Annotated in this window: 25 protein-coding genes; 8 read left to right on the top strand and 17 right to left on the bottom strand. The window is 70.9% G+C overall.

All coding sequences use genetic code 11. The features are described 5' to 3' along the window. The first annotated feature begins 76 nt into the window (after positions 1 to 76). A complete protein-coding gene (locus ADK66_RS06140; RefSeq protein ID WP_053652916.1) occupies positions 77 to 1,093 on the top strand; it encodes a PaaX family transcriptional regulator C-terminal domain-containing protein in 1,017 nt (338 codons plus the stop codon). Between the two features lie 8 nt (positions 1,094 to 1,101). On the opposite strand, the gene ADK66_RS06135 is transcribed toward ADK66_RS06140, so the two are convergent. From ADK66_RS06135 to ADK66_RS06125, 3 genes are all read right to left on the bottom strand, one after another. Next, positions 1,102 to 1,473: a helix-turn-helix transcriptional regulator gene (locus ADK66_RS06135; RefSeq protein ID WP_053652915.1), complete on the bottom strand. Its 372-nt coding sequence runs from the start codon at positions 1,471 to 1,473 to the stop codon at positions 1,102 to 1,104. Positions 1,474 to 1,575: 102 nt separating this feature from the next. Then, positions 1,576 to 2,055: a hypothetical protein gene (locus tag ADK66_RS06130; RefSeq protein ID WP_231639924.1), complete on the bottom strand. Its 480-nt coding sequence runs from the start codon at positions 2,053 to 2,055 to the stop codon at positions 1,576 to 1,578. Positions 2,056 to 2,156: 101 nt separating this feature from the next. Beyond that, complete coding sequence (locus tag ADK66_RS06125; protein WP_053652914.1) at positions 2,157 to 3,158, bottom strand: YafY family protein; 1,002 nt, start codon at positions 3,156 to 3,158, stop codon at positions 2,157 to 2,159. A gap of 63 nt (positions 3,159 to 3,221) precedes the next feature. Here ADK66_RS06125 and ADK66_RS06120 point away from each other — a divergent pair, with 63 nt between their 5' ends. Both ADK66_RS06120 and ADK66_RS06115 read left to right on the top strand, forming a co-directional pair. Then, positions 3,222 to 3,839, top strand: a complete 618-nt coding sequence (locus ADK66_RS06120) for a DinB family protein (protein ID WP_231639923.1) — start codon at positions 3,222 to 3,224, stop codon at positions 3,837 to 3,839. A gap of 67 nt (positions 3,840 to 3,906) precedes the next feature. Then, positions 3,907 to 4,995, top strand: a complete 1,089-nt coding sequence (locus tag ADK66_RS06115) for a winged helix DNA-binding domain-containing protein (protein ID WP_053652913.1) — start codon at positions 3,907 to 3,909, stop codon at positions 4,993 to 4,995. Positions 4,996 to 5,077: 82 nt separating this feature from the next. Here ADK66_RS06115 and ADK66_RS06110 read toward each other — a convergent pair whose 3' ends face one another. From ADK66_RS06110 to ADK66_RS06085, 6 genes are all read right to left on the bottom strand, one after another. Then, entirely contained in the window at positions 5,078 to 6,136 is a 1,059-nt protein-coding gene (locus tag ADK66_RS06110) for a polysaccharide deacetylase family protein (RefSeq protein ID WP_053652912.1), read from the bottom strand. A gap of 471 nt (positions 6,137 to 6,607) precedes the next feature. Beyond that, positions 6,608 to 9,826 (bottom strand): ATP-binding protein, encoded by a 3,219-nt coding sequence (locus tag ADK66_RS06105; protein ID WP_053652911.1) that lies wholly within the window; start codon positions 9,824 to 9,826, stop codon positions 6,608 to 6,610. After that, positions 9,823 to 10,527: a hypothetical protein gene (locus tag ADK66_RS06100; protein WP_053652910.1), complete on the bottom strand. Its 705-nt coding sequence runs from the start codon at positions 10,525 to 10,527 to the stop codon at positions 9,823 to 9,825. The genes ADK66_RS06105 and ADK66_RS06100 overlap by 4 nt, the downstream gene beginning before the upstream one ends. Continuing rightward, a complete protein-coding gene (locus ADK66_RS06095) occupies positions 10,524 to 11,597 on the bottom strand; it encodes an endonuclease domain-containing protein (RefSeq protein ID WP_053652909.1) in 1,074 nt (357 codons plus the stop codon). Before ADK66_RS06095 ends, ADK66_RS06100 begins: the two co-directional genes overlap by 4 nt. A gap of 150 nt (positions 11,598 to 11,747) precedes the next feature. Next, the gene (locus ADK66_RS06090) at positions 11,748 to 12,623 is read right to left on the bottom strand and encodes an LLM class flavin-dependent oxidoreductase (protein WP_053652908.1); all 876 of its coding nucleotides are present in this window, start codon (positions 12,621 to 12,623) and stop codon (positions 11,748 to 11,750) included. Positions 12,624 to 12,642: 19 nt separating this feature from the next. Next, positions 12,643 to 13,662, bottom strand: a complete 1,020-nt coding sequence (locus ADK66_RS06085; RefSeq protein WP_053652907.1) for an aldo/keto reductase — start codon at positions 13,660 to 13,662, stop codon at positions 12,643 to 12,645. A gap of 141 nt (positions 13,663 to 13,803) precedes the next feature. On the opposite strand from ADK66_RS06085, the gene ADK66_RS06080 reads away from it, so the two are divergent. Next, positions 13,804 to 14,391: a TetR/AcrR family transcriptional regulator gene (locus tag ADK66_RS06080; protein WP_053652906.1), complete on the top strand. Its 588-nt coding sequence runs from the start codon at positions 13,804 to 13,806 to the stop codon at positions 14,389 to 14,391. Here the strand turns inward: ADK66_RS06080 and ADK66_RS06075 are convergent. From ADK66_RS06075 to ADK66_RS06065, 3 genes are all read right to left on the bottom strand, one after another. Continuing rightward, positions 14,381 to 14,965: a hypothetical protein gene (locus ADK66_RS06075; protein ID WP_053652905.1), complete on the bottom strand. Its 585-nt coding sequence runs from the start codon at positions 14,963 to 14,965 to the stop codon at positions 14,381 to 14,383. The genes ADK66_RS06080 and ADK66_RS06075 overlap by 11 nt on opposite strands. Before the next feature lie 18 nt (positions 14,966 to 14,983). Next, complete coding sequence (locus ADK66_RS06070; protein ID WP_231639922.1) at positions 14,984 to 16,123, bottom strand: zinc-dependent alcohol dehydrogenase; 1,140 nt, start codon at positions 16,121 to 16,123, stop codon at positions 14,984 to 14,986. 135 nt (positions 16,124 to 16,258) lie between these two features. Then, positions 16,259 to 16,708 (bottom strand): hypothetical protein, encoded by a 450-nt coding sequence (locus tag ADK66_RS06065; RefSeq protein WP_053652903.1) that lies wholly within the window; start codon positions 16,706 to 16,708, stop codon positions 16,259 to 16,261. A gap of 102 nt (positions 16,709 to 16,810) precedes the next feature. Between ADK66_RS06065 and ADK66_RS06060 the strand changes: the two genes are divergently transcribed. The 3 genes from ADK66_RS06060 (at position 16,811) to ADK66_RS06050 (ending at position 19,575) form a co-directional block, all read left to right on the top strand. Next, positions 16,811 to 17,506: a response regulator transcription factor gene (locus ADK66_RS06060; RefSeq protein WP_053652902.1), complete on the top strand. Its 696-nt coding sequence runs from the start codon at positions 16,811 to 16,813 to the stop codon at positions 17,504 to 17,506. Next, positions 17,503 to 18,798 carry a HAMP domain-containing sensor histidine kinase gene (locus tag ADK66_RS06055; RefSeq protein WP_053652901.1) on the top strand — a complete coding sequence of 432 codons (1,296 nt, stop codon included), beginning with the start codon at positions 17,503 to 17,505 and terminating at the stop codon, positions 18,796 to 18,798. The genes ADK66_RS06060 and ADK66_RS06055 overlap by 4 nt, the downstream gene beginning before the upstream one ends. Before the next feature lie 249 nt (positions 18,799 to 19,047). Then, on the top strand, positions 19,048 to 19,575 hold the full coding sequence (locus ADK66_RS06050) for a PepSY domain-containing protein (protein ID WP_053652962.1): 528 nt from the start codon (positions 19,048 to 19,050) through the stop codon (positions 19,573 to 19,575). A gap of 60 nt (positions 19,576 to 19,635) precedes the next feature. Here ADK66_RS06050 and ADK66_RS06045 read toward each other — a convergent pair whose 3' ends face one another. Then, on the bottom strand, positions 19,636 to 21,531 hold the full coding sequence (locus tag ADK66_RS06045; protein WP_053652900.1) for an ABC transporter ATP-binding protein: 1,896 nt from the start codon (positions 21,529 to 21,531) through the stop codon (positions 19,636 to 19,638). Between the two features lie 97 nt (positions 21,532 to 21,628). Here ADK66_RS06045 and ADK66_RS06040 point away from each other — a divergent pair, with 97 nt between their 5' ends. Further along, the gene (locus ADK66_RS06040; RefSeq protein ID WP_053652899.1) at positions 21,629 to 22,276 is read left to right on the top strand and encodes a DUF5872 domain-containing protein; all 648 of its coding nucleotides are present in this window, start codon (positions 21,629 to 21,631) and stop codon (positions 22,274 to 22,276) included. A 3-nt stretch (positions 22,277 to 22,279) separates the two neighbouring features. Here the strand turns inward: ADK66_RS06040 and trxA are convergent, their stop codons facing one another. From trxA to ADK66_RS06020, 4 genes are all read right to left on the bottom strand, one after another. Then, a complete protein-coding gene (trxA, locus tag ADK66_RS06035; RefSeq protein WP_053652898.1) occupies positions 22,280 to 22,627 on the bottom strand; it encodes a thioredoxin in 348 nt (115 codons plus the stop codon). Further along, positions 22,597 to 22,989: a MerR family transcriptional regulator gene (locus ADK66_RS06030; protein WP_053652897.1), complete on the bottom strand. Its 393-nt coding sequence runs from the start codon at positions 22,987 to 22,989 to the stop codon at positions 22,597 to 22,599. The genes trxA and ADK66_RS06030 overlap by 31 nt, the downstream gene beginning before the upstream one ends. Positions 22,990 to 23,129: 140 nt before the next feature. Next, complete coding sequence (locus ADK66_RS06025) at positions 23,130 to 24,332, bottom strand: chitosanase (RefSeq protein WP_053652896.1); 1,203 nt, start codon at positions 24,330 to 24,332, stop codon at positions 23,130 to 23,132. 193 nt (positions 24,333 to 24,525) lie between these two features. Next, entirely contained in the window at positions 24,526 to 26,151 is a 1,626-nt protein-coding gene (locus tag ADK66_RS06020; protein ID WP_053652895.1) for a glycoside hydrolase family 43 protein, read from the bottom strand. Between the last annotated feature and the right edge of the window lie 205 nt (positions 26,152 to 26,356).

Genomic DNA, 26,356 nt, shown 5'->3' with positions numbered 1-26,356 from the left:
GGGCCTCGGAATCCCCGGCCCGCCGCCGGTCCGTCTACAGTCGGTGGACCGATCCTGAGCAGAGCCCGGAGTGCCTGTGACGAGTCCGTTCAACATCGAGGAGATCTATCCGGACGATGGGGAGCACTCGCTCCGGATGCCCCGGCGTCAGGCAGGCAGCTCACCGCAGGGCGTAGCGGTGACCCTGTTGGCGGACTACACGCTGCGGGCCCGCGCCGCGCTCCCGTCCGCCGCCATCGTCGCGCTGCTCGCCGAATCGGGCGTGACGACGGCCGGCGCCCGTGCCGCGATCAGCCGGCTGGCCCGACGGGGGGTCTTGGAGGGCAGCCGGCAGGGACGACACAGCTCCTACCGGCTCACCCAGGCCGCCGCCGTCAACCTCTCCGTCGGCGGCCACTGGATCCTCACCTCCACCACCGCCGCCGAACCCTGGGACGGATGCTGGACGACAGTTGCCTTCTCGCTGCCCCAGGACCGCGGCACGCAACGGAGGGCCCTGCGGGGCCAGCTCCGGTGGCTGGGGTACGCGCCGCTGTACGACGGGCTGTGGATCTCCCCGTACGAGTTGACGCCGCGCGCCCAGGCGAGACTCGTACAGCTCACCAGGGGCGCCGTCACGGTGTTCCGTGGGCGGCAGATCGCGCTCGACGCGGACAGCCGACGCGCTCTCATCGACGCGTGGGACATTGACGCGATCAGCGGGCACTACGAGGAGTTCCTTCAGCGGTGGGCGCCACTGGTGCCGCAGGTGCGATCCGGGGAGGTCGACGGCGCGGCGGCGGTGCGGGCGCGTACCGAAATCATGGACACCTACCGGCGCTTTCCCATCCTCGACCCGCAGCTGCCCCGGGACCTCCTGCCGGCCGGTTGGCTCCGGCAGCCGGCCCGGGAGTTGTTCGCTGCCGTCTACGACGGTCTCGCCGACCCGGCCCAGCGGCACGTACGGGCGGTCGTCGGGCGGTTCACCGACAGCGTGGATCCCGGCATCTCGGCGCACACCACAGCCGACCTGCTCGCCGGGGTGCACGGCGACGCGGGCTGGGTGCCCCCGGCCCGACGGGAACCGCCCACGCACCGGCGGACGGCTGTGTAGCGTCGGCGTCAGCGGGTCTTCTTCGTCGGCCGCTTGCGAGGCGGCGTCAGCAGGTCGGCGATCGTCGCGATCGCGGACGGCACGATGCGGTAGTACGCCCAGACGCCGCGCTTTTCCCGCTCGATCAGGCCGGCCTCGGTGAGGATCCGCAGGTGATGGCTCACGGTCGGCTGGGAGAGATTGAGCGGCGCGGTCAGGTCGGTGACCGACGCTTCGCCCTCTGGCGCGGACTGGATCAGGCTGAGCAGCCGCAGGCGAGCCGGGTCGGCGAACGCTTTCAGCACGCCCGCGAGTCGCTCGGCATCGGCGCGCTTGATCGGTTCGCCGGCGAGCGGCGAGATGACAGGCATAGAAGTCTCTGCAGTTCCCACGTCATGCATCGTTCCACCAAGAGTGTCGCTAGACGGGCGGAACCGGACACTTCCCCGATCCAGTGTTGTCGGTATTCGGCCATCGTGAACCGATGTCACGACCGTACGCCGCTATTTCGACAGCGCTCGCTCCAGCTCCGCCTTCGACATCGACCAGCGGCCCTTGATGCCGCGCTGCCTGGCCTCGTTGTACAACTGCTCCTTGGTGCGACCCTTGGCGCCGGTGTGTGAGCGCTTCCCACCGCGATGCCCGGACGACACGTCGGCCACCGACGACCGGCTCGCCGTGCGGGCTTCGCCCGAGCGTGCCCGCTCCTTGTTCACCGTACGGGCGGCGATCTCCGTCGCCCGGCCGGTCGAAACGCCGCGCTTCTCCGCGCTCTCCAGCGTGACCAGTGATGTCGGCGCGACACAGAGCAGCTCCACCAGTTCGGTGATCAGGTGGGCGTTGCTCATGTCGATCTCGCCGACGACGTGGATCAGGCTTGTCGACCCGTCACGACTCAGCGTCAGGATCATGATCGGGTCGATCAGGTGAGCGGAGTGCCGGCCGTTCGCCTCCGGGCGCGGCAGGGGGACCTGGTCTGTCACATGACACCTCCACCCTCGAATCAGGGGATGGCCCGCCCGCCGCGGCCGTGTCGCGGCAGAGTTGACCTGTGGAGGGCGCATGTCTTGACCCGAAACTGACCCTACCCCGTCGCCGACGGTCCTACACAAGGCCACCGCCGCCGGCCCGCATCGGCGTAGCGGAGGGCGAGCCGGGCGAAGGCGTCGCTGAGCTCGGGCGGGCCGACCACCTCGACGTCGGCGTCGAACCTGCCGATGGTTGCGGCCAACCCCGTCCACGACCAGGAGCTGGCCACGAGGCGGCAGCGGCCGGGGCCGAGGTGCTCGACCACGCCGTCGCTGAGGTAGGGGGTGACGGCCTCGGCGGGAAGGTCGAGGATCACCTCCCCCCGGCACGGCCAACCGTCGTAGCCCTGGAACCGGCTGACGACGAAGGTGCTCACGTCCCCGCCGGGCAGCTCGCGGGGCGTGAAGCGAGGCCCGGTGGGCGTCCGAGGGGTGATCCGGTCGACCCGGAACGTCCGCCAGTCGTCGCGGTCGAGGTCCCAGGCCACGAGGTACCAGCGCCCACCCCAGGTGACGACGTGGTGGGGCTGCACCCGACGCGGCCTGATGTCGGCGCCGGGCGCCTGCGGGTGGGCCGGGGCGTAGTCGAAGCGCAGCACCTCGCGAGCGTGCACGGCAGTGCTGAGAGCCAGGAGTACGCCGCTGTCGGCCTGCGGCTTCGGTCGGCCCGACCGCTCGACGGCGGTGACCCGTAGGGCCTCGATGCGGTGGCGCAGCCGCGCGGGCATTACCTGCCGGACGGTGGTAAGCGCACGCGCTGCCGACTCCTCGATGCCCGCACCGGCCGTCGTGGCGATCTGGAGTGCGACGGTGACGGCGATGGCCTGCTCGTCGTCGAACAGCAGAGGCGGCAGTCGGGTGCCGGCGCCGAGCCGGTACCCGCCCTCAGGGCCCTTGCTGGCCACGATGGGATAGCCGAGTTCGCGCAGGCGGTCGACGTCCCGGCGGATGGTGCGCGGGCTGACGGCCAACCGCTCTGCCAGCAGCGCGCCGGGCCAGTCCCGACGCGCCTGAAGGAGTGAGAGCAGCGACAGCAGTCGAGCTGAGGTCTTCGGCACGGCTTCCGATGATGCCAGGAGAAGAGGACACAACCTGACCGCTTCGCCTGCGATCGTCGTCTCGTGCCCGACACCGCGAACGACCGGAAGGAACTCATCACCATGACCGCCACGACCAGCCCGACCACAGCCCTCGACCAGGAACGCGTCGAGCTGCTCGACCAGCTCGCGAGCGCCCGTCTCGCCCTGATCAACACGACGCGTGACCTCAGCGACGAGCAGGCCGGCGAACGTCCCACGGTCAGTGCCCTGTGCCTGGGCGGTCTGATCAAACACGTCGCGTCCATGGAGGACACCTGGATGCGTTTCGTCGTCGAGGGCCCTTCGGCGATGAGCTACGACCTGCCCGAGGGCGTCACCTGGGCCGACATGGCGGCCGGCACCGCCCGGGAGTTTCCGCAGTGGGCGATCGACCACCAGAACGACCTGCGGATGCTGCCCGGCGACACGCTCGCTGAGGTCATCGACCGTTACCGGCAGGTGGCCGAGCGGAGTGTGGAAATCATCGCTGCCGTGCCCGACCTGTCGGCCCGGCAGCCGCTGCCGGCGGCGCCCTGGCACGAGCCGGGTACGGCGTACAGCGTGCGGCGGGTGCTGGCGCACCTCATCGCCGAGACCGCCCAGCACGCCGGACACGCGGACATCCTGCGCGAGGCGCTCGACGGCCGTACGTCCTCGTGACGCCAGCGGCAGAGCACACGAGCGTTGTCACCACGCGGCCGGCCAGCCGCGCGATCCGGCGCGCCGGATGACGGTTCTCGACAACCGGGCGCTCAACCGTGCGACGCTCGCCCGGCAACTGCTGCTCGATCGCGCCGACCTGCCGGTCCTCGACGCCGTCGCATGGCTCGGCGGTCTCCAGGCGCAGGAGCCGCAGGAGCCGTACGTCGGGCTCTGGTCACGGCTGCGCGCCTTCGACCCGGAGGTGCTGTCGGACCTGCTGCTGCGGCGGCAGGTGGTACGCACGCACCTGATGCGTCGGACCGTCCACCTCGTAACCGCCGCCGACGTCCTGACCTGGCGCGCCCGGCACGACGCGATGCTGCGTCAACGGGTGCTCGGGGTTTACCGAGGCGACCTCGACGGGATGGACCTCGACGAGTTGGCAGCGGTGGGCCGGGCGTTGTTTGCCGACGGCGAGCCCCGCACGATGGCCGAGATCGGGCGGGCGCTCGCCGAGCGGTGGCCGGCGCCGGGGCCACGGGCGCTCGGTGAAATGGTGACAGCGCTCGTACCGATGGCCCAGCTGCCGCCGCGCGGGGTGTGGCGCACCAGGGCGGGGGTGCGCAACGTACCGATCTCGTCCTGGTTGGGTCGGGAGGTCGACCCGCCGGCGTCGGACGCTTCCGACCCGGTCGGCCAGGCGTTCGTCCGGCGGTATCTGGCGGCGTTCGGCCCGGCGGCCACGGCCGACCTGCGGGCCTGGTGTGGGCTCGCCGGCCTGCCGGCAGCCGTGGCCGCGCTGCGGGAGACGCTTGTGTCGTTCCGCGACGAGCGTGGCCGCGAACTGCTCGACCTCCCCGACGCGCCGCGTCCCGACCCCGGCACACCAGCACCGGTACGTTTCCTGCCCGCGTTCGACAACGCGATCCTCGGCTACCACGACCGCAGCCGGATCATCGACCACGCCCACCGTGGCCTCTCGGTCGCCGGTGAGCGGGTGGTGCTGGTGGACGGACGGGTGGCAGCGACGTGGACCGTCGACGCGGCAACCGTGCGCGTCACACCGCTGGGCCGCCTCTCCCGCGCCGAGGCCACGGCAGTGACTGAGCAGGCAGGGGCGTTGGCGTCGTTCCTCTCCGACGGCGACAGCGACCGGGTCCGGATCGACAACTGAGGATCGCGGCCGGCAACGGTCGCTCGATGGGGGGTCCTGCGGGGCGTCCGCCGCCCGCCCCGCAGGACCAGGGCAAAGACGGTCAGCCCGCGGTGCAGGAGCGGATCTGCGGTCGGGCGCTGCTGTTGCCGTTGAACATCGTGGTGAAGCCGAAGGTGGCGCCGCTGCCGTTGGAGCGCACCGTCATGACGTTGCCGCTGCTGTCCCAGCTGGCGCTGCCGTTCCAGACGCTGGAAACCTTCTGCGGCGCGGTGAGAGCGACGACGACGGTCCAGGTGCTGGCACCGCTGACGGTCACCGACGTGTTGTACCTGTCACCCCAGACGTTCGTGGTGGTCGCCGCCGCCGTGCAGGTGCCGCCGGCCGGCGGTGGTGTCGTGCTGGGCGGTGGTGTCGTGCCCGGCGGCGGGGTGGTGCCGGGTGGGGGAGTGGTGCCGTCGGGCGCTACCGCGCGTCCGGTGGACGGCGAGATCATGCCGGGGCAGAGGTTGCGGCTCGTGAGGTTGGCAATGATCTGACCGATGGCGTCCCGGGTGTTCTGGATTCCGTCGTGCATGAGGATGACCTGGCCGGCCTGGAGGCGACTGGCGTTGGCCACGATCTGGCTGACGCTTGCGCCGTTCCAGTCCTGCGAATCCACGTCCCAGATCACCTGTCGCATGCCGAGCGACGAGGCGACGGACTGGAGGGTCGAGTTGGTCTCGCCGTACGGGGGCCGGAACAGATTCGGCTGGACGCCGGTGGCGGACTGGATCGCAGAGTTGGTCTGGGACAGGTCGGACTGCATCTGCGACTGGCTCATCGAGGTCATGTGGGCGTGGTTCCAGCTGTGGTTGCCGATCCACATGCCGGCGGCCACCTGGGCCTGCGCCGCGGACCTGTTGTTCTGGACGTTCTGGCCGACGTTGAACATCGTGGCCCGTGCGCCGTTGGCGCGCAGTACGTTCAGCAGCGCGCTGGTGCTGCCGGTCGGCCCGTCGTCGAAGGTGAGCCCGACGTAGCCGTTGCAGGTGGCGGCGCTGGACGGGGTGGCGGTGGCCGCGATGACGACGCCGCACGCCGCGACGGCGGTGGCGACGACGGACAGCAGGGCTCGGAGTCGTTTCGACCGTACGGGCGTCTGGACAGGGACAGTGCTCATCTGGTGCCCCTTCTACCGGGCCGGGTTGTGCGGTGGGGGCGCGTACTCCGGCCGTCCGGGTGGTGGTGGGGAGACCGATCGAAACCCGACGAAGCGGGATCGCATCGACCGTAATGGATCGGAGTATTACAGCGGGAATTCCAACGCGTCAACAACTTCCGGAAGCTCTCCGGAACGCTGGCAGTCGTCCGTCCACGCAGGGCTCGACGTCATACGTGCACATGGTCTCCGCAGGCAAAGGTCGATCATGAGGCCGGACGCGACCTCCGGATGCCGAGATCCGGAAATTCATCGGAACTATCGGCGTCGATTCGATCGCCTGACCATGTGCGCTGCGAGGCATCAGTGGGTGGCACCGACGGGGGCGGCGGCAACTGGACCTGGCAGTCGGTCTCCTGCAGCGAGCTGACCCTCGTACCCTCGGATCGGCTCTGTGGCGCGGCGGCTTCCGGCCGCCGCGCCACGCTGCCGTCACGGCCTGCCAGAGTGCGGATCACCCGCCGGGCGGGCGCGGGCGACGACCTCCTCGGGAGTCATCGGCGCCTTCGGATGATGGGTGAGGCACAGCGGGGTGCGGACCTTGACGAACGAGAACCCCTCCCCGGCCACGTAGAACTCGCCGCTGCTCAACAGGCCGATGTCGGGCAGCCGTCCGCCCTTGGCCTCGGCCAACTGGCGAGCGGCGTCGATCTGCGCGGGCGCGTTGAGCAGCCCGAAGAACTGCGTCGTCGCGTTGCCGGAGATCTGGTTGTGCAGACCCTTGGGCGCCTGGGTGGCGAAGACCAACCCGAGCCCGTACTTGCGGGCCTGCGAGGCGAGCGCGATGGAGCTGGCCGTGCAGGCCGTGTTGCCGGTCGACGGGGCGAGCGTCTGTGCCTCGTCCATCACGAAGAGGCCGCCCAACGGACGGTCACCCGCCGGGTGCCGCTTGACCCAGGCGAAGAGCGCCATCTGCAACTGGTTGACGAAGCTCTGACGTTCCTGGTCGGAGGTGAGGCCGACGAAGCTGATGACCGAGACCCGTGCCCGCCGGCCCGGCGACGGCGTCAACAGCAACCCCGGGTCGGCCGGCGCGCCGATCCCGCCGAAGAGCGGGTCGGTGACCATCGCCGCCTTGAGCGTCTCGGCCAACTCCTGGGCGAGCTTGTCGGCCCGCGTCAGACGGCTGACCCCCTCGGGCAGCTCGGCGAGGAACTCGGTGAAGCCGTGCAGGCCGACCATGCCGCTGCGCGCGTACGCCTGGAGGGCCTCGGTGAGCACGGCCTTGCCCTGCTGCGCCAGCTTGGTGGGCCGGTCGACGCCGGCCCGCGGCGCGAGGGCCTCCACGGCGGACCGGATCGCCTGGTCGAACTCGTCGGGCCACTCACGTAGCGATGTGAAGTCGGGCAGCGGTTGGAAACTCAGCGGCCGGCCGGCGGTGACCCGGGGCGTCCACACCACCACCTCGGTGTGGGCGAGATAGTCGTCGGCTCGCTCGGCGTCACCGGGGCTCCAGCCGCTCGGTGCCTCGGGCCACGCGTCGCCGAGCCGGGCGAGGTCGTTGTTGGGGTCGAGCACGATCGAGGAGACACCCTGCCGGGCGCACTCCTCGACGAGCCGGCGGATCAGCACGGTCTTACCGGAACCCGAGCCGGCGAACACGACGGCGTGCCGGCGCAGCGACTCCAGATCCACCGCGAACGGCTTGCCACCCTGGACGGTCCGCCCCAAGCCGATCGACCGCCCGTCGGCGACGACCGCCGGGTCGGGCGAATCGGTGGTGACCCGTGCGGTCGCGTCGGCCGTCGTCTCGTCGGTGCCGTCGTCGAGGTGCCCCTGCGGCGAACCTTCCGTGCTGGAGGCCGCGTGGTCAGCCCCCGGCAAGAACGTCCGGAACAGACCCGTGCCGCTGGCCGGGCGGCGGGTGAGCAGCCACTCCTGCAGGACCGCGGACGGCTCGCCCGCCAACACCCGCAGCGCCGCGAAGACCCGCAGGTCCGCCTCCGTCACCGCGCACCGAACGCCGCCGGCCGCGTCGAAGGCGGTCAACACCTCCGTCGTACGCTTGCCCGTCGGCCACGGGCCGTTACGCAGCAGCACCAGTCGCCGTTGCGGCAGGTCCCGGTCCAGTCCGGCCATTGTGCACGCGGCCTTGACCCGCGCGGTGACCGCGATCGCGTTGGAGTGTGCGATGGCCCGGAAGCACCAGTGCGCCTCGTTCTCGGTCGCCTCGTCGAGCACCTCGATCAACCGCCCGTGCAGGGCGGGCTTGCGACTGGGCGGCGGATCGTACTTGTAGGCGGCACCCGTCGGCGCCTGCTCGGCGATCCAGGCGGCCAGCCCGGCCGCGAGCAATGGTGGCATCCGCTCGTCCTCGGTGGCCGCGGCGAGCGCGGCCGAAACGTCCGCCGCGTCGACCAGTTCGGCGAAGCGGGCGTCCAGTTCGCGCAGCTTCTGCTCGTCGGCGGCCTGGTCACTGGTCCGGCCGGGCACGACGGCCGGAGTCGCCGCCGTGTCGGCGCCGTCGATGAGCCGGTCGAGTTCGGTGACCTCGTCGCGGTCGCGGCACCAGGCGACGTGGCGGTCCACCCGCCGCAGCAAGGCGCGTGGTGTCAGGGTCGGCGCGTCGGCGAAGGCGGCGGGGTCGATCGGCCAGGTCGGGTGCGGCGGGACGAAGCGCGGTCCCGCGAACGCGTCGGTGAGCCGCTTGGCCACGATGGCCAGGCCGATCTCGGCAGTGGGTATCCGATCCGGCAGAGTCGCCTGCCGGAACCGGTCACTGACCGGCGTGGGCGCGCTGCGCGTCAGCAACTCCCAGGTGTCGGGCAGGCAGGAGACGACGACCAGTGTCCGACGGGTGACGTCACGGAGCTTGAGCAGGCCGTCGGCGATCGGCCCGACCACCCTCGCCTGGGCGTCCTCCAGCCCGGCGTGCTGTTCCCACAGGGAGGTGCTGCTCTGGGCGAACAGCGTGTCGAGCTGGTCCACGGCGATGACCGTCGGGTCCAACGTCAGGGCCATCAGCCGGGAGATGTCCTGCACGATCTGCTGCGGGGTCCGCAGCGCGGTGCTCAGCCCCCACGCCGCCCGCGCTTGCGGGTCGCCCGGCTCGGAGATCAGGTGGGCGTAACCCACGTCCTGCGCCTCGAAGTCGATGGCGCCGTGCAGGACCAGCGCCCGCGCGGTGTCCTGGCAGTCCCGTCCGACCTCCCGGTCACGGGTGCGCAGCCCTCGGATGAAGGTGTCAAGGTGTTCCCGGGTCACCGGCCGGGTCCCAGCGATCGCGTCCCGGACCTCGACCGGCAGGCCGAGTTGGGCGGTGAGCCGGCGCAGGAAGGTACGTAGCTGGGTGCCCCAGCCGATCGCGTCGCGACCCATGCCCTCCACCAGGGCCAGGGCGACGCTCTCCCAGAACGTCTTGCCGCTGACCATGTCCACCAGGAAGAAGTAGCCGCCGTCGCGCTGGACGCGTTCACGAACCGCGCCGAGCAGGTGCGTCTTGCCGGCGCCCGCGCGGCCCTGCATGGCCACCCCGAGCGGCACCGTCGTGTCGTCCGTGCGCGCCCGTCCCACCCCGCGCAGGATCTCCGCGACCACCTTCTCGTGCAACTCCGGGACGTTGTGCGGGCTGGCCCGCCAGACGTCGTCGGGGGTGACCGCCGGGTTGAGACTCACCGCCTCCAGGGCGGCGCGCTGCTCGTCGGAGATCACGCCGGGCCGATCGCCAGGGCGTGGTTGTCCTCGTTGCCGATCCGCACTGCCGCGGCGCGGTCGCGCGAGGTGAGCGACTTGGTGTTGGCCACCGGAATGATGCGGACGTTCTCCTGGCCGACCATCGCCCGCAACGTCGCGTCCAGGGCGGTCCGGTCGGTGTCGGCGAGCCGGTCCCGAATGTCGGCGAGGCCGACCCAGGCCCCCGGCGCCGCTGCCAGTTCCCGGTACGCCTCGCGCACCAGCGCCTGTACGTCAGCGGCGGCCGCATCCGGCGTGGCGGCGGGTTGTGGCGTGCTGACGGGGGGTTCCGGCGTGCTGGCGGCCGGACCCGCGCCGTCGGTTTGCTTGAAGAAGTCGCCGTGGCTGACCCGGAGCCGGTCCAGCGAGCGGTGCAGGTTGGCGAGGACGGTGAGCAGGGACCGCGTCGCCGAGCCCGCTCCCTTGGGCGGCGCGGCGGTGTGCAGCTGGCGGGCGACCCGCCAGCCCTCGTCGGTCAGCTCGTGGGCGAACGGCCGGTGCCCCCTGTCGGTCTCGACCAGGCCCAGGTCGATGAGCCGCTTGTTGTCCTTGCCGGTAAGGGAGAAGCCGGCCAGCTCACGTAGCTCGACGTTGGTGAGTCGGCGCGCCTCGACCATCAGCACCACGAGGGCGTTGATCTGGTTCGACGTCAGGCTCGGTACGTCCGCCGGGCTCGTCATGATGTCTCATCTCCAAGGGGATGCGTGCCGTCCGCGCGTCGGCGGGCCAGCAGACGACGGATCCCGTCGACCACCGCCGCCACGTCGGACAGCACCTGTTCATTGGTGAAGCGGAGCACGCTCAGCCCGAGCAGGTGCAGCCGAACGTCCCTCCGCCGATCGTTGGCGAAAGCGATTCGCCCTCGATGCTCCGGGCCGTCCACCTCGACCGCAAGACCTTCGGCGGGCCAAAAGAGATCCAGACGGTACGCCTCGCCGAGCGGATGCGGATCGTAGATCTGATTCCACCGCCGCCCACGCGCCCACCGGTGTGACGCGAGGGCGCGTTCGAGTGCCTGCTCGGCTGGGCTGTCGCCGCGTGGCACACCAGCGATCGGCGGCCAGGCCAGCAACGTCGGCTCCGGTGGGCCGACCACGTCGGGAATCCGACTGCTCGGGTCGGCCAGCTCGGCGAAGCGCGCCGGCACCGTCACCGGCACGGAACGGACCCGGTCCGCGTGCCGCATCGCGGTGCCGGTCAGCCACACCGTGAAGCCGCCGTGGCGCACCAGCCACTCGGCGGCGGCCACGAGGGTCCGTTCGGCGTCCGGGTCCAACTCGGGCACGGTGACGAGAAGGACGCACTCCGTGCGGTCGTACGCCTCGGCGATCACCCGGGCGAGCCCGGCGGCGCGTACCTCCGCCGGAAAGCGGAGCCGGTCGCCGGGCTGCCGGGCACCGCGTGTCGCGCGTTCGGCCAGGTCGATCAGGAACGGGCCGAAGTGCCGCGACCGGGCGGCGGTGCGGGCCGCCAGCGAGCGGGCCGCCGCCGCGCTCAGCTCGCCCTGACCGTCGAAGCCGGCCGCACCCGGCAACCAGTTGGGAAACATCGCGAGCGCCACGCTGTCCAACTGGTCGAGCAGGGTGCTCACCAGGTCACCCAGCGGACCCACGGCCACGGGCCGGTAGTGCACGACAGCCGGTGCGCCCGGGGGCAGCGGGTCGAGCGCTACCCGCAGCAGTTCGGGGTCGACGGCCGGCAGATGGCTGACGCGTCGGGGCGGCGCAGCGGCCCACCAGGTCGACGTCATCGGGCTGCGGCACGGTACTGCCGGCGGTGGCCCCCGTGCGTCCCGCAAGGCCCGACATCGGGCCGTGCGGGGTGCGCCATGCTGGCACCTTACGACAGTGATCGGCCCGGCCACCGTCCCGGGACACCACCTTCCGGTGAACTCCGGGTGCTAGCCGGCCGGGGTGATGAGCCGCTCGCTGACCCGCTGCGCAACATGCGCGGGGTATGGCGCCGCCAGCCCCAGAACGATGTGCGAGAACCCGGCGCCCATCGCCGTGCGGATCGCCTCCAGGGTCGTGTCGGGCTCGTCGTAGGAGACCTGGAGGACCATGGATCGCCTGATCGACGCGGGGTCGCGACCGATCTCGGCGCAGTAGCGGTCCAACAGTGCGCTCCGGTGCACGGCGTCGTCGATGTCGCCGCCCGGGATGTTCCACAGGTCGGCGTGCTCGGCGACCACGCGCAGGACCGGCGCGGACCGTCCACCGATGAGGATCGGAGGGTGGGGACGCTGGACCGGCTTGGGGTTGCCGAAGGCGCCCGTGAGATCGACGTACGTGCCATGGAAGTCGAAAGGTTCCGCCTCGGTCCACAGGCGCCGGATGACGGTGCAGGCTTCCGCGAGGCTTCCCACCGAGTGGGCGAAGTCGTGGAAGGGCAACCCGTGCGCCGCGTACTCGCGCCGGGCCAGCGGATGACCGGGCCGTGAACCTCCGCCGATACCGAAGTCCAGCCGCCCGCCGGAGACCACGTCGACGGTCGTGGCGATTTTGGCGAGCATCGCGGGCGGCCGGAAGCGGTTGCTTGTCACCAGCAGACCGAGGCGCAGGCGCCGGGTCTGCGCGGCGAGGGCCGAGAGCAGTGTCCAGCCCTCGTACGTCGGCCCGCTGGGGTCGCCGGCGATCGGCATCAGGTGATCGAAGAGCCAGGCGTGCTCGATGTTCGGGATCGCGTCCGCCTCGCGCCAGACCCGCAGGACGTCCTGGTAGTCGACCTGCGACGGAGCGGTCATGATCCCGAACAGCGTTCGGTGTCCATGGTGCATGTGTGGCCTCCTCTCGGTGTCAGCGACGCCGCAGTGCCGGGTCGAGCAGGGCGGGCGGGGTGTCGAACTTCTCGTGGGCGGCCAGGTCGACGCCGGGAGCGACGATCGCATCGATGGCGTCGAGCACGTCGCCGGAAAGCACGGTGTCCGCCGCGGCGAGCTGGGAACGCAGATGGTCCGTGGTGCGGGGGCCGATGATCGCGCTGGTCACGGCCCGGTGCGCGGTGACGAAACCGAGCGCCAGCTGGATCATGGTGAGGCCGGCGTCGTCGGCGACCTTGGCCAGCTGCTCGACGGCGTTCATCCTGGCCTGGTTGGCCGGGATGCCGAGGTCGAAGCGTTCCGGCAGGATCGTCGAGCGGCTGGTGGTGATCTCCTGTCCGGCCCGGACCGCGCCGGACAGCCAGCCCGACGCCAGAGGGCTCCAGGCCAGCACGCCGAGGCCGTACTGCTCGGTGACCGGCAGGACGTGGGTCTCGATCCCGCGCTGGAGGATCGAGTAGCTGGGCTGCTCGGTGACGTACCGGCTGAGGTGGTGTTCCCGGGCGGCCCACTCGGCCTGCACGATGCGGTACGCGGGGAAGGTCGAGGAGCCGAAGTAGCGGATCTTGCCGGCCCGCTGGAGGTCGGTCAGAGCCGACAGGGTCTCCTCGTCGCTGGTGGTCGGGTCCCACCTGTGGATCTGGTAGAGGTCGACGTGGTCGACGCCGAGGCGCCGCAGGCTGTTGTCCAGCTCGGTGACCAGCCAGCGGCGTGAGCTGCCCTGATGGTTGCGCTCGTCGCCCATCGGCATGCCCGCCTTCGTGGCGAGCACGATGTCGTCGCGACGGCCGGCGATGGCCCTGCCGACCAGTTCCTCCGACTCGCCCAGGCTGTACCAGTCGGCGGTGTCGATGAGGTTGATGCCCGCCTCCAGGGCGGCGTCGACGATTGCTGTTGTCTCCTCCTGGGTGGTTCGTCCGATCTTGCCGAAGTTCATGGCGCCCAACGAGAGCGTGCTGACCTGGACGCCGGTGCGACCCAAGGTGCGGTATTGCATGACTGTTCCTCCATGTGGCAGGGGTGTGTTGGCCGCGGCCCACCTGATCTGGCAGACTGGGCAAGCGGAACCAGGTTCCGGTAACGAATATACGGAACCCGGTTCCGTTTGCCAAGTCGTAGTGACCGAAGGAGCGGCGCAGTGGCCGACATCGAGAGCGGATCAGCGCGTCCGGCACCCCGGAAACGGGCCGACGCGCGGCGCAATGAGGCGACCCTGCTGGACGCCGCCGCCTCGGCCTTCATCGCCTCCGGCGTCGACGTGCCCGTCCGCGAGATCGCCACCAGGGCCGGGGTCGGCGTGGGCACGATCTACCGGCACTTCCCGACGCGCGCCGACCTCATCGTGGCCGTCTACCGACACCAGGTCGAGGCGTGCGCCGAGGCCGGGCCCGCCCTGTTGGCAAGCAGCAGCACGCCGTACGCGGCGCTGACGCAGTGGATCGACCTCTTCGTCGACTTCCTCGTCACCAAGCACGGCCTCGCCGAGGCGTTGCAATCCGACAACGCCGCCTTCCAGACGCTGCACGCCTATTTCATCGACCGGCTGGTGCCCGTGTGTGCCGAACTGCTCGCCGCTGCCTCAGCGGCGGGCGAGATCCGCCCCGACGTGGGTGCCCTCGTACTGCTGCGGGGTGTCGGCAACCTCTGCATCGGCGCGGACGACCCCCGCTACGACGCCCGCCGCATGGTCGGCATCCTCATCGCCGGGCTGCGGGTTACCGGGTAGAGGACCGTCCGCGTCGGGCGAGCCCACGGAGGACCAGATAGGCGGCCCCTCCGGCCAGCACCCACGGCGCGGTGACGATGATCGGGTCGAGCGGGTGGTGCACCCGGTCCACGCGCTTGCCGCGCAGACGCGAGGAGAGCCCGTGCCGGGTGAACTCGCTCAGGACACCGGTCTCGGCCACCAGGTTGTCGGGGCGACGGGTCAGGAACGACGCGACAGTGCTCTCCGCAGCGTCCACCCGGTCCGCCGCGAGCAGGAGCAGCCAGTGCGCCGCTCGCCCCTCGCTGTACCGACGATAGGAGTACCGGCGGATCACCCCGGAGAGCCCCTTGGGAGGGCACGAGGTGCCGAAGACCGGGGTGAGGAACTTGTGCTCGATCGACCTCTCCCGCGGCCACTTCTCGGGCTGTCGCTCGGGGAACTCCCAGTGCGCGCCGTTGAGGTTCGGATCGAACTGCTCCTTCGGCACCGAGGGCCGGTCCTTCGGGTCGAGGTCCACGCCCCACCCGGGGATACGGGCGCGCAGCTCGTCGCTGGATTCGGCCAGTTTCGGCTTGTCCGCTGTGTACGGCATGAAGGACTCCCGGTCGGGTCAGGCGGCGCTCGGAACGATAAGCGGCTTGATGCAGCCGTCGAGTTTGGCGGAGAAGATGTGGTACGCCTCGGCGACGTGCTCCAGCGGAATCCGGTGGGTGACGATGTCGCTGGGCTTGAGGTAGCCGTTGCGGACGTGCTCGAACAGGCGCGGCCACTGCCGCTTCACAGGGCACTGGTTCACCCGCAGGGTCAGCCCTTTGTTCATCGCGTCGCCGAACTTGACGGCGCTGAACATCGGCCCGTACGCGCCCATCACCGAGATCGTGCCGCCCTTGCGGACCGAGTCGATGGCCCAGTTCAACGCGATGGGGGAGCCGCCCTGCAACTTCAGTTTCGTGGCGGTGACGTGCTGGAGGAGGTTGCCGTCCGCCTCGGCCCCGACCGCGTCGATTGCCACGTCCGCGCCCAGGTGATCGGTGATCTTCTTCATGTGCACGACGATGTCGTCGTACTCGGCGAAGTTGTACGTCTCGGCGTGGGCGAACGACGCCGCCTTCTCCAACCGGTAGTCGAGGTGGTCGATGACGATGACCCGGCCGGCTCCCATCAACCAGGCCGACTTGGCTGCGTACAGCCCCACCGGACCGGCGCCGAAGACCACGACCACATCGCCCTCGACGATGTCGCCGAGCTGCGCGCCGAAATATCCGGTGGCGAGCGCGTCGGTGAGCAGGACGGCATCGTCGTCGTCCATCCACTCGGGAATCAGGCTGGGCCCGACGTCGGCGAACGGCACCCGGACGTACTCGGACTGGCCACCGTCATAGCCGCCGCACGTGTGCGAGTAACCGTAGATTCCGCCCACGGCGGTGGCGTTCGGGTTGACGTTGTGGCAGTTGCTGAACAGCCCTCGGGCGCAGAAGAAGCACGACCCGCAGTACACGTTGAACGGGACCATCACCCGGTCTCCGCGCTTGACGTTGCGCACCGACGGCCCCACCTCGTCGACCACACCGACGAACTCGTGACCGAAGGTCATCCCGACCCGGGTGTCCGGCATCATCCCGTGGTAGAGGTGCAGATCCGAGCCACAGATCGCGGCCCGGGTCACCCGGACGATCGCGTCGTTGGGATGCTCGATGACCGGCCGGTCCTTCTCCTCGACGCGCACGCGGTACGGTCCGCGGTACACCATCGCTCGCATTCGTTGCCTCCCGGACCACCGTGCTCAAGGACGGCCTGCCGTCCGCCGCACCGCGCTCCCTACCCTGGGCTTCCTGGGGTAAACCGGAGCACCCGGGGCGGTGACCCGGCGTCGAGGAGCGGCGGCTCAGTCGTCGGCGACGGCCACCGGCTCCGAGCCGATGCAGCGCACCTTCAGCTCGTGCTCGCCGCCCGGCCCCTCGAACGTGACCTCGACGTCGTCGTCCGGGCCCCGGTCCACGTCGCGGACCCGGAAACCCTGTGCGGGCGCCCAGGAGACGAGGCGTACCCCGTCGGCGCCGCACTCGGCCACCGCCGTGCCGCCCTCGGTGGCGAAGCCCCGGCGGAACCCGGGGCTGGCGGCCGGCGCGGCCAGCGTCGTGCCGGCCGCCGTCGTGCCGGTGGGCGTCGGCTCCGGGGAGGCGAGCGCCCGTTCGATCTCCGCCTCGCTGCGCACCCCGCCCGGGGTGCCGGTGATGCTCTCGCCCACCAGCCGGATCGCGCCCAACCCGATGAGGGTGGCCACGGCGGCGGTCGCCACCCACCCGGTGGCGACGAGAATCGAACGACGGCCCATCCTCTGACTATCCCCGAACCTCGGTTGTGGCCGGCACATCTGCACGTTAAGGCACTGCTAACGCCCGCCCCGGGCCCGGCCGCACCGGCTAGCCTGCCTGCTGTGGCCCGCCTGCTGCTCATCGAGGACGACCTGACGATCCGTACCCCATTGATCCGGGCTCTGCGGGAACGCGGGCACGCGGTGGCCGCGGCCTCGACCGCGATGGCCGGGCTGCGCGACGCCCTGGAGGACCGTCCCGACCTCGTCGTGCTCGACCTCGGTTTGCCCGACCTGGACGGGCGGGAGCTGCTGCGGATGCTGCGCGCGGTGAGTTCGGTTCCGGTCATCGTGGCCACCGCCCGCGACGACGAGACCGAGATCGTGCGGGTGCTCGACGCGGGCGCGGACGACTACGTGGTCAAGCCGTTCACGGCGGCGCAGCTCGACGCCCGCGTCCGGGCCGTTCTGCGGCGTGGCCCGACGGGCGGCGACACGCAGGACCCGGCGCTGGTTGTCGGTGGACTGCGCATCGACCCCCGGGCACGGCAGGTCACCCTCGACGGTGCGACAGTGGAGTTGACGCCCCGCGAGTTCGACCTGCTGCACCACCTCGCGGGACGGCCCGGCCAGGTGGTCACCAAACGTGAGCTGCTCACCGAGGTGTGGCAGATCCCGTACGGCGGCGCCGACAAGACCGTCGACGTGCACCTGTCGTGGTTGCGTCGCAAGCTTGGCGAGAGCGCCCAGCAGCCGCGCTACCTGCACACGGTGCGGGGCGTCGGTGTACGACTGGACGCGCCGGTGGCACAGCGGTGAGGGCACGCCTCGCGCTGCTTGTCGCGGCGGTCAGTGTGCTCACCCTCATCGCGTTCCTGGTGCCGCTGGCGCTGCTCGTGCGCACCGTCGCCGAGGACCGGGCGACAGTCCGGGCCACCGCCGACGCGCAGAGCCTCGTGCCCGTGGTCGGCACCGCCGACGCGGCCACCATCCGGGTCACCGTCGAGCAGCTCGCCGCCGAGTCCGGTCGGGAGGTGAGCGTCTTCCTGCCCGACGGCACTGTGCTCGGCGCTCCCGCACCCCGTACGCCGGCGGTGGCCCTGGCGGCACGCGGGCAGAGCCTCACGGGCGAGTCGGCGGCGGGGCGGGAGGTGGTCATCGCCGTGCAGGGCCGGGCCGACGGCACCGGGGTGATCCGCATCGTCGTGCCGAAACAGGAGCTGACCGCCGGGGTGACCCGGGCCTGGCTGGTGCTTGCCCTGCTCGGAGTGCTTCTGGTGCTGATCGGGCTGGCGGTCGCCGACCGGCTGGCCCGCACGCTGGTCCGGCCGATCAGCGAGCTGTCCGCCGTGTCGCACCGCCTCGCGAACGCCGAACTGGACGCCCGGGTCACGCCGGCCGGCCCGGCGGAGCTGCGCGAGGTCGCCGGCGCGCTCAACCATCTGGCCGCCCGGATCCAGGTCCTCCTGGTGCAGGAGCGCGAGCAGGTCGCCGACCTCTCGCACCGGCTACGCACACCGTTGACGGCGCTGCGGCTGGAGGCCGAGTCGTTGCGCGACCCGGACGACGCGGCCCGGATCACGGCCGCCGCCGACGGGCTCGAACGGGCGGTCACCGGGCTGATCCGGCAGGCCCGCTGGCGTACGCCGACGCCGGGCACCGCCGCCTCGGACGCCGCGGCCATCGTCGCCGACCGGGTCGCGTTCTGGTCGGTGCTGGCCGAGGACACCGGCCGGGCCGTCAGTCTCGACCTGACCCCCGGCCCGCTCCTCGTCGGTGTGCCCGCCGACGACCTGACGGCCGCCGTGGACGCCCTGCTCGGCAACGTCTTCGCGCACACGCCCGACGGGACGCCGTTCGCCGTCCGGCTGGCCGCCGAGGCGGGGGAGGTGCTGCTCACCGTCGCCGACGAGGGGCCGGGGATGGACGAGGGGCCGGGAATGCCGGCCGGCGCTGTCGAGCGGGGTGCCAGCTCGGCCGGGTCGACAGGTCTGGGCCTGGACATCGCCCGCCGCGCCGCGCAGGCCGGAGGCGGCCGGCTGGAGCTGCGTGCCGCTCCGGGAGGCGGGACGCAGGTGCTGCTGCGGCTCGGGCCGCAGCGAGAGGCATAGGCCGCCGTCGCCGCGCTGTACCGCCGTCCGGCAGCCGCCGCGCCGTCCGGCAGCCGCCGCGCCGTCCGGCAGCCGCCGCGCCGTCCGGCAGTCGGAGATCTTGGACAGTTTCCGTCAGTGCCTGACGGAAACTGTCCAAGATCTACTGGGACGCCGCGGCTTAACCCGGTCTTATCGTCTGGACAGCGCGGTGCTATCCCGATTCGACCGATCCTCAGAGTCGACAACCGAGGAAAGGTGGACACCACGATGAAGCGCACCAATCTGCTTCTGGCGACGGTCAGCGGGTCGGCGGTGCTGGCGGTGGCCGGGGTCGCGCTCGGCGTCACCGCCGCGAACAACTCGCGGTCCGGGGGCACGACACTCGCCGCGGCAACCGTCGCCCCGACGGCCACTGACGACACCGCCACCACGCCCGCTCCGAGCACCAGCGGCACCCCATCGGGTACGCCGTCGGCGGGCTCTCCCTCGGCCAGCACCGCGCCGGCGGGCAGCGCGGTGGACGAGCAACGCGCTGGTGAGATCGCCCTCGCCAAGGCGGGCGGCGGCCAGATCGTCGAGGTCGAGGCCGAGGAGGAGAACGGCCGGCCGGTCTGGAGCGTCGAGATCGTCGCGGGCGACATCGAGCACGAGGTGGACGTCGACCGCGACAACGGCACTGTGGTCAAGGCCGAGCAGGAGCCGGTCGACGACGATGACGACGATGACGACGACGATGACGACGACGACGACGACGACGATGATGATGACGACGACAAGTCCGGCGACGACGACTGACACCACCTGCCGCCGCCCGTCACGGGATCACCGTGGCGGGCGGCAGCATGACAGCACTCCTCAGACGGTCGCGACGCGCTGCTGCGGCGCCTCCGGCTCGTCCTGGTCGAACTGGGTGCGATACAGATCCTGGTAGCGACCACCGGCGGCGAGCAGCTCACTGTGCCGCCCACGTTCCACGATGCGGCCGTCCTCGACGACGAGGATCTGGTCGGCCGCGCGGATTGTGGACAGCCGGTGTGCGATGACCACACTCGTCCGCCCGTCCAACGCCTCGGCGAGGGCCTCCTGGACGGCGGCCTCCGACGTGGAGTCCAGATGGGCCGTCGCCTCGTCGAGAATGACCACACGCGGGCGGGCCAGCAGTAGTCGCGCGATGGTGAGCCGTTGCCGTTCCCCGCCCGACAGGCGGTACCCCCGTTCACCGACGACAGTGTCGAGCCCGTCGGGCAGCGAACGGATCAGGGCCTCCAGCCGAGCCCGGCGCAGCGCGTCCCACATCTCCTCCTCCGTCGCGCCCGGCGCGGCGAACGCCAGGTTGGCGCGGATGCTCTCGTGGAACAGGTGCCCGTCCTGGGTCACCACGCCGAGAGCCGCCCGGATCGAATCCGACGACAGATCGCGTACGTCCACGTCGGCGAGGCGTACCGCGCCGTCCTCGACGTCGTACAGGCGGGGGACGAGTTGGGCGATCGTCGACTTGCCAGCCCCGGACGAGCCGACGAGAGCGACCATCTGGCCCGCCTCGGCGCGGAACGACACGCCGTGCAGTACCTCCTCGCCGCCGCGCGCATCGAGCTTCGCCACATCCTCCAGGGACGCCAGCGACACCTTCTCGGCCGACGGGTAGCCGAACCGTACCCCCTCGAACTCCACAGCGACCGGCCCGTCCGGCAGCGGACGGGCGTCGGGTTTGTCGAGGATCAGCGGCTTGAGGTCGAGAACCTCGAACACCCGCTCGAAGCTCACCAGCGCGCTCATCACCTCGACCCGGGCGCTCGCCAACGAGGTCAGCGGCGCGTAGAGGCGCGACAGCAGCAGCGCCAGCGCGACCACGGTGCCGGCGTCGAGGCTGCCCCGCAGCGCGTACACGCCGCCGAGTCCGTAGACGAGGGCCAGCGCCAGCGAGCCGACAACGGTGAGCGCGGTGATGAAGACCCACTGGAGCATTGCGGCGCGGATACCGATGTCGCGCACCCGCCGCGCCCGCGCCGCGAACTCGGCCGACTCCTCGGCCGGCCGCCCGTACAGCTTGACGAGCGTCGCGCCGGGCGCGGAGAAACGTTCGGTCATCCGGGTGCTCATTGCCGCGTTGTGCTCGGCCGCCTCGCGCTGCAACTGCGCGAGCCGCGAACCCATCCGCCGGGCCGGGAGCACGAAGATCGGCAGGAGTACGAGCGCCAGCAGCGTGATCTGCCACGAGAAGGTGAGCATCACCGCAAGCGTCAGGGCCAGGGTGACGGCGTTGCCGACGACGCCCGACAGGGTGTCGCTGAACGCCCGCTGCGCGCCGATCACGTCGTTGTTCAGGCGGCTGACAAGCGCGCCGGTACGGGTTCGGGTGAAGAACGCCACGGGCATGCGCTGGACGTGGTCGAAGACGGCTGTCCGCAGTTGGACGATCAGCCCTTCACCGATGCTTGCGGACAGGAACCGCGTCACCAGGCCGAGGCCGGCCTCGGCCAGGGCGATCACGGCGATCAGCGCGGCCAACCGGATCACGACGCCGCTGTCGGCGCCGTCGACGATCGCGTCCACCACCCGGCCGGCGAGCACCGGCGCGGCCACCGTGAGCACCGCTGTCACCACGCTCAACAGCAGGAACCTGACGATCAGTCGGCGGTGTGGTCGTGCGAACCTCCCGATGCGCTTCAGTGTGGCACGGGACAGCGGTCGTTCTTCCTGGGCGTTCATCGCGCGGTGCAGGGACGTCCACGCGGTAACTTCCATACTCATTCCGTACCTCCGCAAGGAGGCTAGAACCTCGTGTCCGGTTGAGGTCAACACGGCGTGCCGGAGGCATAGCCGGCGCGGTCCCGGGTAGCTGCGAGCCATGGCGCGGTACACGAAGCCCGAGCTCCGGGAGCAGATCAAGGAAGAGATCAAGGCATCCGACAAGGGCGGTAGGAAGGGCCAGTGGTCGGCTCGCAAGTCGCAGCTACTCACGCAGGAGTACAAGCGGCGCGGCGGCGGATTCCTTGGCGAAAAGGACGAGCGGCAGAAGTCCCTCCAGCGCTGGGGCAACGAGAACTGGCAGACCAAGGAGGGCGACACCCGCGCCCGCCGGGGCGGTACGACAAGTCGGTACCTGCCCAAGCGTGCCTGGGACGAGCTGTCGGACAGTCAGAAGCGCGCGACCGACACGAAGAAGCGTGAAGCGTCCCGCTCCGGCAGGCAGTACGTCGCCAACACCGGCCCGGCCAAGCGGGCGCGCAAGGACGCCACCAGCCCGGCCAAGCGGGCGCGCAGGGACGCCACCGGCCCCGGCAAGCAGCCGCGAGACGCCACCGGCCCCGCCAAGCAGCCGCGAATGGCTGCCCGGACGGGCGGCCGGATGTCGGAGATGCCTGTCGCCGAGGCGGCCAAGCTCGTTCGTGGCCTTGACACGCGCCAGCTCCGGGCGGCCCTGCGCACCGAACGTGACGGCAAGGGCCGCAAGACGCTCATCCAGCGGCTGGAGGCCGAACTCGGCAGGCGCTGACCGTCAGAGGCCGGCGTGCGTGGTCAGGGTCTGTCGCAGATAGGTCTTCGGCCTGGACCCGACGATCGAGCCGACGACCTCGCCGCGCCGGAACACCAGAAGCGTCGGCAGGGACATGACGGCGTAGGCGCGCGTGGTCCGGGGATTGTCGTCGCTGTTGAGCTTGGCCACCACCATCCGGTCGCCGAACTCTCCCGCCAGCTCGGCGAGACTCTTTTCGATCATCTTGCAGGGCGGGCACCAGTCCGCCCAGAAGTCGACCACCACTGGTCGTTCGCTGGCCAGGACCAGCTCGGCGAACGTGTCGTCGGTGACGGTGATCAGCGAGCCGACTGCCGTTTCCTGGGGCATGTGTCCTCCCGGTGGGCGATGGCGTGGGTGAGTTGGTCGTGCAACTGCCGGCGTACGTCGCCGAGCCGTTCGAGGTAGTCGTCGACCTCCGCGAGCTTGCGTCGCAGCACAAGCACCGAGTCCGGGCAGACGTCGCCGGAGGTGTTGCCCGCCCGCAGGCAGGCCACGAACGGGCGGACGTCGTCGAGGCCGAAACCCACGTCCAGCAGCGCCCGGATCTCCCGGACGACCCGCAGCTCCGCCTCGTCGTAGACGCGGTAGCCGTTTGCCGAGCGCTGCGGCCGTACCAACCCGTGCGCCTCGTAGTAGCGCAGCGTGCGGGTGCTCGTGCCGGCCCGTTCCGCCAGCTCGCCGATCAGCATCGCGACCTCCTCGACCAGCTCGTGGGGCCAACGCTAAACCTTGTCGCCAGCGTCAAGGCAAGACGTGTGCCCGGTCACGGCAAACAGCTCAGGGCGCCGCGAGGCGGCGCCCTGAGCGTCGTGCGAGTGCCGGTGGGGGTCTAGCCGATCCGGAACTGGTCGCCGTAGACAGCGAACACCAACGGGGTGTTCAGGTCGAAATTGCCGTTGTTGAGGAACACCCGCTGGGCCGTGTCGACGCGCGACGTGTCCGAGTGGGCGGCCTCCTTGCGCATCTCGATGACCCGCTCGTCGAGGAACGCGTTGAGCCAGGTCCGCTCGTCGCCACCCTGGGCCGGTGGCTTCGCGCGGGTGAGGGCGCGGCTGCGGATCTGACGCATGCCCTCGTACCCGTGCATCACCGCCGCGTCGTAGTAGGCGAACTGGCCGAGCGCCCGGACCTGGTCGTTCTTGCCGTCGCGTACCGACGGGTTGAAGTACACCCGGTCCCGCTCGGCCTCCTGCGCGGCCCGGAACGCCGAGTCGGTGGCCGCGGTCCGCCAGTCGCGGGGGAAGTTCGGGTCGAGGCCCGCGTGCGAGTCCGTGCCGTTGACGGCACGCAGAGCCGGCAGGTACGCGGCAAGCACGTTGCCCGGCTTGGCGCGGGTGTACGCCTCGACCAGTTCGAGCATGTCGCCGGTGCCGGAGCAGAAACCGATGATGCCGGCCGTGTAGCCCCGCCCGTCGCCGATGTCCTCGATGTAGGAGAACTGCGCGCGCCAGTCGAGGGAGGAGTTTTCCGCAGCCGAGACGAGTTGCATGGCGACGTCCTTCTTCGCCGGGTCGTCGAGGTTGACGCCCGTCGGCGTGGTGGGGGTGGGGGTGCCGCCACCGGGGAGCGTCCAGCGTTGGTTCGTGGTGCCCGAGCAGGTCCAGATCTGCAACCGGGTGCCGTTTGCCGTGTTGCGGTCGGTGACGTCGAGGCACTTGCCGGAGCCGGTGTTGACGAGTGCGCCGTTGCTTGCCGTCCACTTCTGGGCACCGGTGTTGTTGCAGTCGTACAGCTGCACCTTCGCGCCGTCGGCGCTCGACGCGGCGGTGACGTCCAGGCACTTGCCGAGCGCGCGGATGGAGTTGTCGGTGTTGCCGACCGTCCACGTCTGGGCTGCTGTGCCGTTGCAGTCGTAGAGCTGGATCGGCGTGCCGTTGGCCGTGTTGGCGGCGGCGACGTCGACGCACTTGCCGCCGAGGCCGGTGATCGGGCCGGCGGTCGCGGCGCTGGCTGACGGCAGGCCGTAGCCGACCGCCGCGACGCCGATCAGCAGCGCGCCCACGGCGTAGGCGGTTGTCCTCGTGCGCACCATGGTGCTCCTTGGGGGATGCAGCGGCGCACCGCGGGCCGGCCGGTGGCGTGTCGGCCCGGTGGACGTCGCAAGAATCAGGAAACTGTATTAACAGTTACCAGTACGTCGATGCGACGTCAAACGTTCAATCCGCCGGCCACGCTGCGGCGCCGACCGGGAGAAGGATCGCTTCCCCGGTCGGCACCCCCCGTCGTCAGTGCTCCTGATAGGTGGCCAGGTCGAAGTCGGCATACACGCCGTCGCCGCCGAGATCCTGCACCCAGAGGCCGAGGAACGCCCCGGTGAAGCCCCACGCCGCCGGCTCACCGTCGATGATCAGCGCCGCGTGCTCGTCGGACAGGATGGTCGCGTCCAGGTCGACGGGGAGCCGCTGCCAGCCGGCGCCGAGGTCGTAGTCGAAGCGCACCACCGGCCCGTCGAACACCGCGCGTAGGCCGACCCGGGTGACGCCGCCGACGTCGACGGTCAACTCCGGGTACGCGGTGCGCCGGCCGTTGTCGGAGCTGAGCAACTCCAGCACCGCGCGCCCGTCGTCGGCGCGGGTCAGGTAGAGGTGGTGCCAGTTCAGGGTGTTGTAGTAGGCGGTGATCCCGGCGAGCTGACGGTGGTCGATCGGGTCGAACTCGACAGTCGTCTCCAGCGAGCAGTGCGTGGCGCCGACGCGCCGTGCCACAAGGCTCGGGGTCTGACGCCCCACCGGCGACTGCCCCCCGTGAACCCGCAGGTGCGACGGGCGCGAGCGCAGGTCGACCCAGTCCGCGGTGGCCGGGCGCCGCAGCGTCGACCAGCAATGACCCAGCTCGGGCTCGTCGAAGTGGTCGGTGGCGGGCTCCGCCGGCCACGGGTGCGGGGGCAGGTCGGGGGCGACGACCTGCTCCGCCGGAACGCCTCCGGCCACCCGGGGCCAGCCACCCTCCGGCCACTCGACCCGCTGGATGGCGGTCTCGCGGCCCAACACGCAGTTGCCCAGCGGCGAGTAGGGACGACCCACCAGGTGCGCCAGATACCAACCGCCGTCCGGGGTGCGGACCAGGCTGCCGTGACCCGCCTTCTGCAACGGCAGATCGGGGCGGCCCACGGAGGTGAGCAACGGCCCGTCCGGGTCCACCTCGTACGGCCCGAACAGCTCCCGCGACCGCGCGACGGTGACCTGGTGCTCCCAGCTGGTGCCGCCCTCGGCGGTGATCAGCCAGTACCAGCCGTCGTGGCGGTAGAGGTGCGGGCCCTCGGTGACCCCCACCGACGTGCCCATGAACAGCATCCGGGGCCGCCCGACGAGACGGCGCGTGGCCCGGTCGTACTGCTGGATCTCGATCCCGCCGAAGCGGTCCCGGCCGGGTCGCCAGTCGGCGCTCATGCTCAGCAGCCACGTGGTGCCGTCGTCGTCGTGGAACAGCGCGGCGTCGAACCCACGGCCGTGCAGTTTCACCGGATCCGACCAGGGTCCGGCGATGTCGGGCGCGGTCACCAGGAAGTTCTGGGGGTCCCAGTAGCCGCTGGCGAAGCTGGCGACGTCGCTGTAAACGAGGTGAAACTCGCCGTCGTGGTACGTCAGGTCGGGCGCCCACACACCGTTGGAGTCGCCGCAGCCACGCAGGTCGAGCAGGCGGCGGTCGGTGATGATCCCGCCCAGGGTGCGCCAGTTGACGAGGTCGCGCGAGTGATGCACGCGGACTCCCGGATACCACTCGAAGGTCGAGGTGGCCAGGTAGAAGTCGTCGCCGACGCGCAGGATCGACGGATCCGGGTGGAACCCGGCGAGGACGGGGTTGCGGATCGACCGGGCAGCGGTCGCCACGTCAGCGGTGTCGATCGACACGAGGGCTCCTCTGTGCGGGTTTATGAACTTCCGGAAATTATGCGGTACCAAGCCATAGGAAGTCTTCACTACGTTAGTCGGTCTTTTCCCGGCTGGACAGGGGTCTTGACCGCCGCCGAAACAGCTCGTAGCGTGCCGGCCATCGATCGGTAACACCGAAGAAGCATTGAAAGTTCCGGAGATCCAGGTCTGAACCGTGCCGGCC

It is taken from the genome of Micromonospora sp. NRRL B-16802 (assembly GCF_001279555.1).
In the GTDB taxonomy this organism is placed as follows: Bacteria; Actinomycetota; Actinomycetes; order Mycobacteriales; family Micromonosporaceae; genus Micromonospora; species Micromonospora profundi.
The sequence above is the reverse complement of the archived record's forward strand: the minus strand, read 5'-3'. Positions and strand labels throughout refer to the sequence as shown.